This window comes from Amycolatopsis sp. NPDC004368, assembly GCF_053602515.1.
Map to the genome: position 1 here is coordinate 92,703 of NZ_JBSGDT010000006.1, position 12,859 is coordinate 105,561.

At 71.8% G+C, this 12,859-nt stretch carries 21 protein-coding genes; 15 read left to right on the forward strand and 6 right to left on the reverse strand.

Features of this window, described 5'->3' with window-relative positions; genetic code table 11:
• Nucleotides 1-28 precede the first annotated feature (28 nt).
• Entirely contained in the window at nt 29-706 is a 678-nt protein-coding gene (locus tag ACWEOE_RS12080; RefSeq protein WP_452007415.1) for a thiamine pyrophosphate-dependent enzyme, read from the forward strand.
• A 2-nt stretch (nt 707-708) separates the two neighbouring features.
• A complete protein-coding gene (locus tag ACWEOE_RS12085) occupies nt 709-1,599 on the forward strand; it encodes a transketolase family protein (protein WP_452007417.1) in 891 nt (296 codons plus the stop codon).
• A gap of 60 nt (nt 1,600-1,659) precedes the next feature.
• Here the strand turns inward: ACWEOE_RS12085 and ACWEOE_RS12090 are convergent, their stop codons facing one another.
• Together ACWEOE_RS12090 and ACWEOE_RS12095 are read right to left on the reverse strand one after the other, a co-directional pair.
• Nucleotides 1,660-2,832, reverse strand: a complete 1,173-nt coding sequence (locus tag ACWEOE_RS12090; protein ID WP_452007419.1) for an acyl-CoA dehydrogenase family protein — start codon at nt 2,830-2,832, stop codon at nt 1,660-1,662.
• A 44-nt stretch (nt 2,833-2,876) separates the two neighbouring features.
• Nucleotides 2,877-3,071, reverse strand: coding sequence for a hypothetical protein (locus tag ACWEOE_RS12095; RefSeq protein WP_452007421.1), 195 nt, complete (start codon nt 3,069-3,071; stop codon nt 2,877-2,879).
• 178 nt (nt 3,072-3,249) lie between these two features.
• Here ACWEOE_RS12095 and hisH point away from each other — a divergent pair, with 178 nt between their 5' ends.
• From hisH to ACWEOE_RS12110, 3 genes are all read left to right on the forward strand, one after another.
• Nucleotides 3,250-3,870, forward strand: coding sequence for an imidazole glycerol phosphate synthase subunit HisH (hisH, locus tag ACWEOE_RS12100; RefSeq protein ID WP_452007686.1), 621 nt, complete (start codon nt 3,250-3,252; stop codon nt 3,868-3,870).
• Nucleotides 3,871-3,905: 35 nt separating this feature from the next.
• Nucleotides 3,906-4,637 (forward strand): bifunctional 1-(5-phosphoribosyl)-5-((5-phosphoribosylamino)methylideneamino)imidazole-4-carboxamide isomerase/phosphoribosylanthranilate isomerase PriA, encoded by a 732-nt coding sequence (gene priA / locus ACWEOE_RS12105; protein ID WP_452007423.1) that lies wholly within the window; start codon nt 3,906-3,908, stop codon nt 4,635-4,637.
• Nucleotides 4,638-4,724: 87 nt separating this feature from the next.
• Nucleotides 4,725-5,066, forward strand: a complete 342-nt coding sequence (locus ACWEOE_RS12110) for a DUF1330 domain-containing protein (RefSeq protein ID WP_452007425.1) — start codon at nt 4,725-4,727, stop codon at nt 5,064-5,066.
• 9 nt (nt 5,067-5,075) lie between these two features.
• Here the strand turns inward: ACWEOE_RS12110 and ACWEOE_RS12115 are convergent, their stop codons facing one another.
• From ACWEOE_RS12115 to ACWEOE_RS12125, 3 genes are read right to left on the reverse strand one after another with little or no spacing between them, the layout of a single operon-like run.
• The gene (locus ACWEOE_RS12115; protein ID WP_452007427.1) at nt 5,076-5,462 is read right to left on the reverse strand and encodes a PPOX class F420-dependent oxidoreductase; all 387 of its coding nucleotides are present in this window, start codon (nt 5,460-5,462) and stop codon (nt 5,076-5,078) included.
• 35 nt (nt 5,463-5,497) lie between these two features.
• Nucleotides 5,498-6,424 carry a hypothetical protein gene (locus ACWEOE_RS12120; RefSeq protein ID WP_452007428.1) on the reverse strand — a complete coding sequence of 309 codons (927 nt, stop codon included), beginning with the start codon at nt 6,422-6,424 and terminating at the stop codon, nt 5,498-5,500.
• Complete coding sequence (locus tag ACWEOE_RS12125; protein WP_452007430.1) at nt 6,421-6,930, reverse strand: sigma-70 family RNA polymerase sigma factor; 510 nt, start codon at nt 6,928-6,930, stop codon at nt 6,421-6,423. Before ACWEOE_RS12125 ends, ACWEOE_RS12120 begins: the two co-directional genes overlap by 4 nt.
• A 106-nt stretch (nt 6,931-7,036) precedes the next feature.
• On the opposite strand from ACWEOE_RS12125, the gene hisF reads away from it, so the two are divergent.
• The 10 genes from hisF to ACWEOE_RS12175 all read left to right on the forward strand — a co-directional run bounded on the left by hisF (nt 7,037) and on the right by ACWEOE_RS12175 (nt 12,243).
• Nucleotides 7,037-7,810 (forward strand): imidazole glycerol phosphate synthase subunit HisF, encoded by a 774-nt coding sequence (hisF, locus tag ACWEOE_RS12130; protein ID WP_452007432.1) that lies wholly within the window; start codon nt 7,037-7,039, stop codon nt 7,808-7,810.
• Nucleotides 7,807-8,172 (forward strand): phosphoribosyl-AMP cyclohydrolase, encoded by a 366-nt coding sequence (gene hisI / locus ACWEOE_RS12135; RefSeq protein WP_452007434.1) that lies wholly within the window; start codon nt 7,807-7,809, stop codon nt 8,170-8,172. The genes hisF and hisI overlap by 4 nt, the downstream gene beginning before the upstream one ends.
• Complete coding sequence (locus tag ACWEOE_RS12140; RefSeq protein ID WP_452007436.1) at nt 8,169-8,531, forward strand: DUF1304 domain-containing protein; 363 nt, start codon at nt 8,169-8,171, stop codon at nt 8,529-8,531. The genes hisI and ACWEOE_RS12140 overlap by 4 nt, the downstream gene beginning before the upstream one ends.
• 111 nt (nt 8,532-8,642) lie before the next feature.
• On the forward strand, nt 8,643-8,828 hold the full coding sequence (locus ACWEOE_RS12145; RefSeq protein WP_452007438.1) for a hypothetical protein: 186 nt from the start codon (nt 8,643-8,645) through the stop codon (nt 8,826-8,828).
• Nucleotides 8,813-9,049: a hypothetical protein gene (locus ACWEOE_RS12150; protein ID WP_452007440.1), complete on the forward strand. Its 237-nt coding sequence runs from the start codon at nt 8,813-8,815 to the stop codon at nt 9,047-9,049. The genes ACWEOE_RS12145 and ACWEOE_RS12150 overlap by 16 nt, the downstream gene beginning before the upstream one ends.
• A 14-nt stretch (nt 9,050-9,063) precedes the next feature.
• Nucleotides 9,064-9,381 carry a hypothetical protein gene (locus tag ACWEOE_RS12155; RefSeq protein ID WP_452007442.1) on the forward strand — a complete coding sequence of 106 codons (318 nt, stop codon included), beginning with the start codon at nt 9,064-9,066 and terminating at the stop codon, nt 9,379-9,381.
• 74 nt (nt 9,382-9,455) lie between these two features.
• Nucleotides 9,456-10,187, forward strand: a complete 732-nt coding sequence (locus ACWEOE_RS12160; RefSeq protein WP_452007444.1) for a DUF3592 domain-containing protein — start codon at nt 9,456-9,458, stop codon at nt 10,185-10,187.
• 46 nt (nt 10,188-10,233) lie between these two features.
• Nucleotides 10,234-10,974, forward strand: a complete 741-nt coding sequence (locus ACWEOE_RS12165; protein ID WP_452007446.1) for a DUF3592 domain-containing protein — start codon at nt 10,234-10,236, stop codon at nt 10,972-10,974.
• A 187-nt stretch (nt 10,975-11,161) separates the two neighbouring features.
• A complete protein-coding gene (locus tag ACWEOE_RS12170) occupies nt 11,162-11,437 on the forward strand; it encodes a hypothetical protein (protein WP_452007448.1) in 276 nt (91 codons plus the stop codon).
• Complete coding sequence (locus ACWEOE_RS12175; protein ID WP_452007450.1) at nt 11,434-12,243, forward strand: hypothetical protein; 810 nt, start codon at nt 11,434-11,436, stop codon at nt 12,241-12,243. The genes ACWEOE_RS12170 and ACWEOE_RS12175 overlap by 4 nt, the downstream gene beginning before the upstream one ends.
• Here ACWEOE_RS12175 and ACWEOE_RS12180 read toward each other — a convergent pair.
• Complete coding sequence (locus tag ACWEOE_RS12180; protein ID WP_452007452.1) at nt 12,240-12,848, reverse strand: TetR/AcrR family transcriptional regulator; 609 nt, start codon at nt 12,846-12,848, stop codon at nt 12,240-12,242. The two genes, ACWEOE_RS12175 and ACWEOE_RS12180, sit on opposite strands and share 4 nt — an antisense overlap.
• Nucleotides 12,849-12,859: the final 11 nt, after the last annotated feature.

Sequence of the window (12,859 nt, forward strand, 5' to 3'; positions counted from 1 at the left end):
ACATTGGTCGAGGTTGCATCGTGGGAGCATGACCACCACAGCAACGGATCTTCCCCGGCTGATCTCGCTGATGACCGGCGACGACAAGCACCAGGCCGCGGCCGAGTCCACAGTGGATGTTCTCTGGGTGCTCTACGACCGCGTTCTCGACATCACGCCCGCGAACATCCACGACCCGGACCGCGACCGTTTCCTGCTGTCCAAGGGGCACGGCCCCATGGCCTACTACGCCGTGCTCGCCGCCAAGGGTTTCCTCGACGAAGCGGAGCTCGCCGGCTGGGCGTCGGCGCGCTCGCGGCTGGGCTACCACCCCGACCGCAAGCGCGCGCCCGGCGTCGAGATCTCCAGTGGTTCGCTGGGCCACGGCCTGCCGCTCGCCCTCGGCACCGCGCTCGGCCTGCGGGCGCGGGGTCTCGGGAGCCGTGTTGTCACGCTCGTCGGCGACGCGGAGCTCGACGAGGGCTCGAACCAGGAGGCGATCGTCGTCGCCGCGCGGCTCGGCCTGGCGAACCTGACCACCGTGGTCGTGGACAACCAGTCGGCCACCCACGGCTGGCCCGGCGGCATCGCGCGCCGGTTCGAAGTCGAGGGCTGGGCCACGCACACGGTCTCCGGCCGCGACCACGAAGCGCTTTACGGCGCCTTCACCGCCGAACACCCGGGGCGCCCGCTCGCCGTGGTCGCCGTCGTCGAACCGAAGGGCTGACCATGCCGAACATGCGCGAGACGTCCCTCGCCACCACCGAAGAGATCGTGGACAACGACCCGGACGTCGCCGTAGTCCTGGCCGACATCTCCGCCGCCCAGCTCGCCGGCGCGGCGCGGCGCCACCCGGACCGCGTGATCAACGTCGGCATCCGCGAGCAGCTGCTGATGAGCTCGGGTGCGGGGCTCGCGCTCGCGGGCCTGCGCCCGATCATCCACACGTTCTCGCCGTTCCTCGTCGAGCGCGCGTTCGAGCAGGTCAAGCTCGACCTGGTCCACCAGGACGTCGGCGCCGTGCTCGTGTCCTACGGCGCGTCCTACGACATGCCCACCGCCGGGCGCACCCACCAGTCACCCGGCGACGTCGCGCTGATCGACTCCCTGCCGTGCTGGTACGTCCACGTGCCCGGCCACGCCGACGAGGCCCGCCGCCTGCTGCTCGACTCCGTGCCCGGCGACAGCCGCGTGTACCTGCGGCTGTCCGCTCAAGAGAACGCCGAAGCGCACCTGGGCGTCGGCTTCCAGCGGCTGCGCAGCGGCGGCAAGGGTGTGGTGCTCGCGGTGGGCCCGATGCTCGACCGCGTGCTCGCCGCAACCGGGGGCCTCGACGTGACCGTGCTGTACGCCTCGACGATCCGCCCGTTCGACGCGGCCGGCCTGCGAGCGGCGGTGGGGGACGTCGCCGACGTCGTGCTCGTCGAGCCCTACCTCAAGGGCACTTCGGCCCACCACGTGAGCGAAGCGCTGAAAGACGTGCCGCACCGCCTGCTCTCGCTGGGCACCTTGCGCGACACCGAGGTCCGCATCTACGGGACGATGGCCGACCACGACCTCGCGCACGGTCTCGACGCGGGCTCGATCGCGTTGTCCATCAAGGATTTCCTGCGTCCGTGAGGGGCGGGTCGCCGGCCCCTGGGGGTGCCGGCGACCGGTCCACTCAGGACACTCGGTGACTCAGCGGAACGCCGCGATCCCCGTCACCGACTGCCCCAGCGACAGCGCGTGCATCTCCTCGGTGCCTTCGTAGGTCAGCACCGTCTCGAGGTTCGCCATGTGCCGCATCACCGGGTACTCCAGCGAGATCCCGTTGGCGCCGAGCATCGACCGCGCCGTGCGCGCGACGTCGAGCGCCGAGCGGACGTTGGCCAGCTTGCCGAAGCTCACGTGGCTGTGGTGCAGCGACCCCGCGTCCTTGAGCCGGCCGATCTGCAGCGCGACGAGACCCGAGCGGTTCACCTCCACCAGCAGGTCGGCCAGCTTGCGCTGCGTGAGCTGGAAGCTCGCCAGCGGCTTGCCGAACTGCTCGCGCGAGAGCGTGTAGTCCAGCGCTGTTTCGTAGCACGTGCGGGCGGCGCCGACGACGCCGTACAGGATGCCGTAGCGCGCTTCGTTGAGGCACGACAGCGGTCCGCGCAGCCCGCGCACCTCCGGGAAGGCCGCCGACTCCGGCAGCCGCACGCCGTCGAGCACGAGCTCGGCCGTGAGTGACGCGCGCAGCGAAAGCTTGTGCTTCACCTCGTTGGCGGTGAAGCCCGGCGTCGAGGTCGGGACGACGAAACCACGCACGCCCTCGTCGGTCTGCGCCCAGACCACGGCCACGTCGGCGACGGTGCCGTTGGTGATCCACATCTTCGTGCCGGTGAGCACCCAGTCGGAGCCGTCGCGCACCGCGCGGGTGCGCATGCTGCCCGGGTCGCTGCCGGCGTCGGGTTCGGTGAGGCCGAAGCAACCCAGCGCCTCGCCCGCGGCCATCTTCGGCAGCCACTCCTGGCGGTGCTCCTCGCTGCCCCAGCGGTGGAGCGCGAACATCGCGAGCGAGCCCTGCACCGACACGAAGCTGCGCAGCCCCGAGTCGACGGCTTCCAGCTCGCGGCACGCCACGCCGTAGGCCACCGCGCTGGTGCCGGCACAGCCGTAGCCCTCGAGGTGCATGCCCAGGAGGCCGAGCTGGCCGAAGCCCTTGGCCAGCTCGCGCGCGGGCAGCGAACCCGACTCGTACCAGTCCGCGATGTGGTCGTGGAGCTGGTCGCGGGCGTAGTCGCGGACCGCGTCCCGGATGGCCCGTTCCTCCTCGGCCAGCCCCGCGTCCAGATCGAGGAAGTCGTGTGGGTCCGGGCTGGTGCTCATCGGCTGCTCCTACTGGCTCGCTTCGGCGCGGTGCCAGCAGGAAATCACAGATGACGCCCGTACCACCTCATGGGATTCATCACGTTCTCGTTGCGAGCGTCACGAGAGCGACATGAGTTGACGTCCTCGCGGGAGACCTGCGGCGGGATCGCCAGGTCCGTGAGCTGCGGAAACGGCACGCTGTCGATGTCTTCCCGCCACGCTTGGAACATCTGGCAGAGGAGGTCCGACTCGGACATGTCTGCCTCTTCCCTTTTTTCCGGGGGCGCCGACTGCGCCTCAGCCGAACGGGTGAATACCCCGTCCGGACGTCCGTGAAACGGGGTTGCGGGGAATTTTTCGCGGGCGCGTGACGAACGTCTACGCCGCGCGTCACGCGCGGTCCCGGACCGGGACTAGGCTTGAGGCGTGTCTCGTGTGGTGATCCTCGACTACGGTTCCGGCAACCTCCGCTCCGCCGAACGCGCCGTCGCGCGGGCCGGCGCCGATGTGGAGGTCACCGCCGACCCGCATGCCGCGCTGGAGGCCGACGGGCTGGTCGTGCCCGGGGTGGGAGCGTTCTCCGCCTGCATGTCCGGGCTGCTCGACGTGAAGGGGCAGCGGATCATCGGCAAGCGGCTCGCCGGCGGCCGCCCGGTGCTGGGGATCTGCGTGGGCATGCAGATCCTCTTCAGCCGCGGCGTGGAGCACGGCGAGGAGACCGACGGCACGGGGGAGTGGCCCGGCACCGTCGAGCGTCTGCACGCCGACGTGCTGCCGCACATGGGCTGGAACACCGTGCGCGCGCCGGAGGACTCGCAGCTGTTCGCCGGCATCGACCCGGACGAGCGCTTCTACTTCGTGCACTCCTACGCCGCCCGTGACTGGGAGCTGGACTCCGGCCTGGCCGGCCGCCAGCCGAAGGTGACCTGGGCCCACCACGGCGAGGACTTCGTCGCGGCGGTGGAGAACGGTCCGCTCTGGGCCACGCAGTTCCACCCCGAGAAGTCGGGCGACGCGGGTGCGCACTTGCTGCGCAACTGGCTGGACACCCTGTAGCTCGGCGCGGTGACCGGCGCCTTTAGGCTGTCGCGGTGACTTTCACGCTGTTTCCCGCAGTTGACGTGGCCGATGGCCAGGCCGTGCGCCTCGTGCAGGGCGAGGCCGGCACCGAGACCTCCTACGGCAGCCCCCTGGACGCCGCCCTCGCCTGGCAGCGCGACGGCGCCGAGTGGATCCACCTCGTGGACCTCGACGCGGCCTTCGGCAAGGGCTCGAACCGCGAGCTGCTGTCCGAGGTGATCGGCCGCCTCGACGTGCAGGTCGAGCTCTCGGGCGGCATCCGCGACGACGCCTCCCTGGAAGCAGCCCTGGCCACCGGCGCCCGCCGCGTCAACCTCGGCACCGCCGCGCTGGAGGACCCCTCCTGGACCGCCAAGGTGGTCACCACCTACGGCGACCGCGTCGCCATCGGCCTCGACGTGCGCATCACGGAGGAAGGCCACCGCGTCAAGGGCCGCGGCTGGACCTCCGACGGCGGCGACCTGTGGGAGGTCCTCGAGCGCCTCGACCGCGACGGCGCCGCCCGCTACGTGGTCACCGACGTGAGCAAGGACGGCACGCTCAAGGGCCCGAACCTCGACCTGCTGCGCGAAGTCACCGCCCGCACCGACGCGCCCGTGATCGCGTCGGGCGGCGTGTCCAGTGTGGACGACCTGAAGGCGTTGTCGGGGCTGGCCGCCGACGGTCTGGAAGGCGCCATCGTCGGCAAGGCGCTGTACGCCGGGGCGTTCACGCTGCCCGACGCGCTCGCCGCCGTCCGCTGAGGTTTACCCCGCGGGTAATCGACGGGGTTACGTCCGCTCGGCAGGATCGGTTCTCGACAGGAGACCGATCCGGCCGAGGAGACCGACATGACCGCTTACGCCATCGCGCACCTTCGCCAGCCCGGAGTCATCCACCCCGAAGTGGGCGAATACCTCCGGCGTATCCAGTCCACTTTGGACCCGTTCGGGGGCCGGTTCCTGGTGCACGGAGCGCAGGCGCAGGTCGTCGAGGGTGTGTGGCCGGGGCCGATCGTGGTGATCGGCTTCCCGGACCTGGTGCAGGCTGGACGCTGGTACGACTCGCCGCGCTACCGCGAGATCCTGCCGCTGCGCACCGACCACCTGGTGGGCGACGTGGTGCTGGTCGAGGGCGTGGCGCCGGGGCACGACCCGGCCGAGCTGGCCGCGGAGCTGCTCGGCGCCGGGTGAGCGGGGCCGTCAGCTTCCGTCGAGCTTCACGGCGATCCCGATCGTGCGCTGCGGGCCGCCGCGGAGCTTGCTGAAGAACATCGACACCGGCCCCACGAGCGGGTAGTGGCGGCGGATGGCCCGGCGCACCCGCTCGGTGCCGGCGTCGTCGAGCAGCCGGGCGCTGCCGCTCATCGTGGGGCCGTGGGTGCGGCCGCGCACGTCGCTCGGCTGGATCTCGACGCGGCCGTTGTTGCGGATGCGCTTGACCTTGCCCGCCTCGCGCTCGGAGTACACGAGCACCTCGTCGCCGTCGAGGCCGAACCACACGGCGGTGGGCACGGCGCGCCCGTCGCGGCGGAACGTGGTGAGGACGACGTATTTCTCGCCGGCGAGGCGCTCCAGGTCCGCGGACATGTGTCCACAGTAGTCCGGAGAGCGCGGACCGGGGTTCAGCCGCCGATCCAGCCGTACCCGGGCTGCGGGTCCGGTACCACGGCGGCGGCGACGGCCAACAGTTGCGAGCGCGGCACCTTGCCCGACACCGTGAGCCAGCGGCCGGAGGCCAGCCGCACCGTGACCAGGTCCGCCGCGGCGGCACCCGGGACCCCGCGGACGGTGACCGGCACCGAACCGCCGAGGCCGGGGGACGCCGGGCCGAGCGTCGCGCGCACGGGCCCGGCCTCCAGCGTTGTCGTGGCGTCCGCCGGCGTGGTGCCGCTCACGGTCGTCGCCGTCGCGTGCAGCCCGGCGGGCAGCTGTCCGAAATAGCCCTCACCCCCGACCGGCGTCGGCCGACCCGGCACGACATCCTCGGCGATCCGCTGCGCGACGGCCTTCGCCGACGGCACCGCGTCAACCTCGGCCCGCAACACGTGCGACTCGTCGGCCGACCAGGTCAGCACCGCCGACGTCGCGGAACCGGTGACCATCGCCACCCGCCCGTGCACCAGCACCTGGTCCGGCAACGCGGCGATCCGCAACGCCGTCGCCGACCACTCCGGATCTTCAGTGGAGAACGCCGACAACTCGATCCGGCTGGGTCCGGCGAACCACCGCCTCACCTGCGGCGTGGTCCCCGGCCCGGCCGACCGGTACTGCTCCGTGAACCCGTCCGGCAACCACCCGGGCGCGTAACTCAGCACCGGCCGGCCCGCGGCCGGCGGCACTCGCGCCGGCCACGTGGCCACCAACGACACCCCGACCGTGGCCGCCACCACCGCTGCGGCCACCGCCGCCAGGGCGAACCGCGGCCTCCGCCGCCGCTGCCGCGCCCTGACCAGCCGGTTGCGGATCTCGTGGCCGTCGGGAGCACGCTCGGCGAGCCGTTCGAGGCTGTCGCGCAGCAGCGTCTCGGTGTCGCGCTCGGGCTGGCTCATTCTCCGGCTCCGGTGGTCAGTGCGGGGGAAAGGGGAAACGCGGCGGCCCGCAGCGTCGCCAGTGCCCGCGAGATCTGGCTGCGCACGGTCGAGGGAGCGCATCTGAGCACGGCGCCGATCTCCTCGTCGGAGTAGTTCTCGTAGTACCGCAGCACCACCGCCGCCCGCTGTTTGCGGGGCAGGGCCGCCAGCCGGGCCAGCATCTCGTCCCGCTCGTCGTAGGCCACGGCGGGGTCGGCCGCCGGCGGGCCGATCGCGTCGAGCACCTCGTGGCTCGACGGCACCACCCGCCGGACCGCGCGGCGCCGCCAGGAGAGGTACTCGTTGGTGACCATCCGGCGCACGTACGTGGGCGGCGAGTCGATCTTCGCCCACCGCTCCTGCGCCCGCAGCAGCACGTCCTGCACGATGTCCTGCGCCAGGTGCGGATCGTCGGTGAGGACGGTCGCGTAGCGCAGGAGCCCGTCGAGGCGCTCCGCCACGAACTCGTCGAAGCTGGTGGTCACGCCCCTTCAGACGCGCGAGCACCCCGTTCTGATGCGTCGGGTCGAGAAATTCTCGCGGCCCGACCGGGCGGACGGACCGTCGCAGGTGGACGGCTACGCTTGTGGCATGGCTGTGGCGGTGAGGGTGATCCCGTGTCTGGACGTCGACGCGGGCCGCGTGGTGAAGGGCGTCAACTTCGCCGATCTGCGGGACGCGGGCGACCCCGTGGAGCTGGCCCATCGCTACGACGCCGAGGGCGCCGACGAGCTGACTTTCCTCGACGTCACGGCTTCCTCCGGTGACCGCGAGACCACCTTCGACGTGGTCCGCCGCACGGCCGAGCAGGTCTTCATCCCGCTGACCGTGGGCGGCGGCGTGCGCTCCACCGACGACGTGAACCGCCTGCTGCGCACGGGCGCGGACAAGGTGAGCATCAACACGGCCGCGATCGCGCGCCCGGAGCTGCTGCGCGAGGCGTCGCGCCGGTTCGGGGCCCAGTGCATCGTGCTGTCGGTCGACGCGCGGCGCGTGCCCGAGGGCAGCGAGCCGACGGCGTCGGGCTTCGAGGTGACCACCCACGGCGGACGCCGCGGCACCGGCATCGACGCGGTGGAGTGGGCCGCGCGCGGCGAGGAGCTGGGCGTGGGGGAGATCCTGCTCAACTCGATGGACGCCGACGGCACCAAGTCCGGCTTCGACCTGTCGCTGATCGAGATGGTGCGCAACGCGGTGCGCGTGCCGGTGATCGCCAGTGGCGGCGCGGGTGCGGTCGACCACTTCCTGCCCGCCGTGTCGGCCGGCGCCGACGCCGTGCTGGCGGCTAGCGTGTTCCACTTCGGACAGCTGAAGATCGGCGACGTCAAGGGTGCCCTGCGCGAGGGCGGGGTCACCGTCCGATGAGCCTCGACGCCGCGCTGTCGGAGCGGCTCAAGCGCAACGCCGACGGCCTGATCGCGGCTGTCGTGGTGGAGCACTCGACGTCCGACGTGCTGATGATGGCCTGGATGAACGACGAGGCCCTGGAATCCACCCTCACCACCCGGCGCGCGACCTACTGGTCCCGCAGCCGCCAGGAGCTGTGGGTGAAGGGCGAGACCTCCGGACACGTGCAGCACGTTCGCGAGGTGCGGATCGACTGCGACGGTGACACAGTGCTCCTGCGCGTGGACCAGACCGGGCCGGCCTGCCATACGGGCACCCACACCTGTTTCGACTCCGCGGAGCGCCTGCTCCTCGCCGACGAGAGTGAGAACACCCCGTGACGGTTGTCGCGAACGTGCTGGTGGGGCTGGTCGCCCTCCTCCACGTTTACATCGTGGTGCTCGAAATGTTCCTCTGGACGACCCCGCGCGCCCGCGCGGCGTTCGGCAACACCGAGACCTTCGCGCGGGAGAGCAAGGTGATGGCGGCGAACCAGGGGCTCTACAACGGTTTCCTCGCCGCCGCCCTCATCTGGGGGCTCATCGCCACCGACCCGACCGGGTTCCAGTTCAAGCTCTACGGCCTGGCCTGCGTGATCGTCGCCGGCCTGTACGGCGCCGCGACGGCGTCGAAGCGGATCCTGTTCGTGCAGGTCGTGCCGGGCGTGCTCGCGCTGGTGTTCGTGCTGCTGGCTCGCTGAGCCCGATTGTGCACACGCCGGCGGCGGCCATTCGGTCGCCTCCGGCGGCGGTGTCGTGCGTCGCAGGATTTTCCCTGGGCGAGGGCAATTTTTCGGCGGTACGTTGGCCCGATGGACCTGGGGACGACCAGCCGGCGGCCACGCCCGCGCAACGCCCGGGCGCGCCGATCGGCCAAGCGGCGCGCGGCGGAAGCACGCGCGTGGGCGAAGTGGGGCAGCGTGATCGGCCCCCGCAAACCCGAGCCGCACGCGATCCCGTTCCGCCTGACCTCCACGTCGAAGTGGACGGTCCGCTGACGAACCGCGCGAGAGGCGGCCTCGACGCCGACGAGCCGGCCTGGAACCGCGTGCTGCGCAAGCGATCGTGGCGATCCGTCACCGCCGCCGTCCTGTGGTTGCTCGTGCTGATCTCGGCGGTGCTCGGCATGGTCGGCGCGGACGCGTCGGCAGACTCCCTGCTCGTGAGGCGGGGTGCGCGCGGTCGGCCGGGTGGCCGAGGTGACGGATCCGGGGCCTGATCTGCCCGGCGCTCGTGGCCCTGGTGTTCTTCCCGTGGAGCACGGCGTTCGCCGTGCGCTGGGTCCGCCGGTGGCGTGCGGCCCGGCGCTCGCGCTGGGTGCCCGTCACGAGAACCGCCGCGAGCCCCGAAGGCGCGCACCAGGTGTTGACGTTGCACGTCGACGGCAGCACGCGGCTGAAGGTCCGGACCTTCTCGATGCTGCCCGGCCGCTACACGTTCCTGCAGCGACCCGAACCGCGGCACGCGTGGCTGGGTGGTGAGGGGCGCGGCCGTGTACTGGTGATCGAGCGCCGGGCGCTCCCCTACCCGATTCCCGTCCGCTCGGTGTGAACAACGGAACACGAGGGGGAGACAAGCAGGAATTGCCGTCATGGCGGCCGGAATCCGGATCTAGGCTTGCGCCGGTGAAGCACGAGACGACCGAGGCCGACACCGCCGCCTGTGATTCCGCGGTGCGGCAGCGCGTCCGCTGGACCGCGGTGGTCGCGGTCGTGTTCCTGGTGCTGCTCGGGGTTTCGGCCTTCGGCGCGAAGCGGATCTTCACGGCGTACAACGGCCTGCAGGTGAACGGGGCACCCGCGACCGGCAAGGTCACCGAGGTGTCCCACAGCCGTCGCGGCGTGAGCACGTTCGAGGTGGCGTACTCGGCGAACGGCACCCGTGAAGAGTCCTCCTTCAGCATCGACGGCGACAACGCGTACTCCGTCGGCCAGACCGTGACCGTGCGCTACGACCCGGCGGACCCGGCCCACGCGGAGGTGGACGGGCAGGTGGCCCCCTTCTCCCGCGAGGGGCTGATCGCGCTCGCGGTGCTGGTGTCGCTGGTCGTGTGCGTCTGGTCCGCGCTGGTGAGCCTGGCCTGGGCCCGTCGCCGCCGCGGCGAGGGCTGGCAGTGGGTCGAGACCACCGACCCGGCCCGCGGTGGCAACCCTGCGCTGAGCTTCCTGTGCACGGGCAGCGGCATCAAGGCGAAACGCACCCGCCACCTCCGCGCGGGCCGGTTCGCGCTCCGGCCCGGACCACCCGTCGCGGGCTGGCTCTCGGGTGACGGGAAGGTGGTCACGCTCGTGGTGCCGCCGGCGAAGGACGGCGGCCGGCCGTCGCTCTACCGCCTGCGCGACGCGGAAAAGCCGTGAGCGCCGCACCTGGTGGCCCGCGGATTCCGAACCGTAGGCTCTGCTGATGGATCTGGGGACGACCGGCTCGGCGAGGTGGGACCGCGTGCTGCGCCGGCAGTACTGGCGGTCGGTGGGCTGGGTCGTGGTGTTCGGGGTGGTGCTGCCGGCGCTGCTGCTGCTGGGCCTGTGGTGGCAGGACAGCCGCGCCACCTGGCTGCTCGACCACGGCGACGAGACCACGGGCCAGGTCACGCAGGTCCGCACCTCGGCCCGCGGGCACGACGTGCCCACCATCTCGGTCGCCTTCCAGGCACACGGCATCCCCGAACAGGTCGACATCGACGGCGACTCCGGCCGCGACTACCAGGTGGGCGACTCCGTCACGGTGCTCTACGACCCCGCCGACCCGACGCACGCGCGGACCCCGGACGACGAAAACCTCAGCGACGGCTGGATGTTGGCCTTCGTGATCCCGCTGCTCCTGCTCATCATCTTCATCCCGGTCACGATCGCGGCCGCGGTGGCCTGGGCACGCCGCCGCCGCGCCGCCCGCACCTCCACCTGGCGGCCCGTGCGCCTGCGCACCCACGAGGACACCGACCACGGCCAGACCGTGCGCTTCACCCTCAACGGCCGCCAGGTCGTCGCCAAGCCGACGGTCCTGTCCTACGTGCCGCGGGGCTCGAAACGCCGGGCCGGCGCACACGTCGCCGGGTCGGGCCGCCGGCTGGTGCTGGTCCTGCCCACCGGCTCCCGCCGCGGCCGGCCCCGCGCGGTCGCGCTGAAGGTGAGCGCCGAGCGGTAAGGGACCGTCAACACGCCTGGCGCGTCCGTTCGGTTGCCTTCTCCACCGGTGTTCTGGATCGCAGCTTTTTCGCTGGTGAAGCGTGATTTCTCGGTCGTAGTCTCGCCTGATGGATCCGGGGATCACGGACGATAAGGACGACGAACCTCTCCTAACCCGCACCGGGCGGCCGAAGGTGCCGGACCCGGTGACGTTGGACCGCGCCGTCCGCGCTCGTATCCGCCGGGCGAACGGGGCGGCGGCGCTGTGGGCGCTCGTGGTGGCGGCGACGATCGCCGGCGCGGGTGCGCTGTTCAGCTGGTCGGATCGGCTGCTCGTGGAGATGACCACCCAAGACCCCCGTCGAAGGGTGTGGGTCGCCGGCAGCGACCGGCGCCGCGTCCTGATGCGGTCCTACGGCCCCGGAAGCGTTGGGCCGTATGCGATCCCGCTGCGGGAGCAACGCGGGAAGGCCGGCCGGTGAGCAGACGTCCGGTCGGCAAGAAACGGCGTGGCCTGGCGAAGTTCCCGGTGGTCCGCGCGGCGCCCCGCGACGGAGAGCCGTACCTGCCACTCGGACGCGACGCGCGACCCGAGGGGGCCGAGCGGGTGCTGCAGCGGATGGGCGGGCGCGTGGCGCTGTACCTCGCGGCCGTGGCCGTCTGCGTCGGCATGGCGATCGCCGGCGTGAACCGCTTCGGTGCCATCGAGGCAAGCTCCCACGTGGTGCACGACGACGCCGTCACCGTCGACGCCGACGTCATCGGCTACCTGGCCGAGGGTACGTACATCCACGTCACCTACCCGGCCCCCAGCGGCAGCGTGTACGACGCGGCGCTGGGCGTGTCGCGGGGGAACTTCCCCGCCCCCGGCGAGCGGGTGCGGATCACCTACAACCCGGACGCGCCGAACACCGCCTGGTTCGCCGACGACGACGGGTGGGACCCCCTCCAGGAGACGATCGCCTTCGGCCTGCTGTTCGCCGGGATGCTCGGCTGGATCACCGCGGTCTCCTTCGCCGGGGTGTGGTGGTGGCGCCGGCGTGTGGTGCGGCGGACCGGGTGGCGCGCGGCGAAGTTCGACTTCGGCGAACCCGGCGTCGTCCATGCCGCGTTCACCGACGGCACCCGCCTCCGGTTGCGGCCGGCCGACGGCCTCTCCCGCAGGTACGCACGCTTCGGCCGCGGCCGGTACCGGGGCTTCCTCGCCGGTACCGGCGACAACATGGTGCTGCTCGTTCCCGGGAAGAAGGAGCTCGTGCTGAAGGCCGTCAGCACCCGGTGGACCTAGAACCCGAGGTCACCCGTGAGGTAGCGCTGCACGGTGGGCGCGATCGCCTTCACGAGCGTGTCGACGTCGGCGGCCACCATAGGCTCGAAGCGCGCGATGTAGCGGATCACGCCGATGCCCACGAGCTGCGACGCGCACAGCGAGGTGCGCAGCGCGGCGTCGCCCGAGCCCATGTCGGCGATGATCTCGGCGAAGAACTTCGAGAAGAACTCCCGCAGCACGGTCGCGGCCAGCTCGTGGCTCGCGACGCTGCGCACGAGTGCCTGGAACGTCTCGCCGCCGACGCCGTCCCAGCGCGTGACGAAGGTGCGCACGATGCGTTCGCCGAACTCGTCGTCCGGGCCGTCGCGCAAGGTGCCGAGCAGTTCGATCGGGGAGAACGGCAGCTCCAGCACGGCTTGGGCGAACAGGCCCTCCTTGCCGCCGAACCAGTGGTTGACCATGGCCGCGTCGACGCCGGCCCGCCCGGCGATGGCCCGCACGGTGGCGCGTTCGTAACCGTGTTCGGCGAACACCGCGCGGGCGGCCTCGACCAGCGCCGTCCTCGTGTCCTGTCCGGCAGGCCGGCGGCCGCGCCTGCGGGAGGTAGTGTCTTCGGTGCTCACGGGTCCACTAT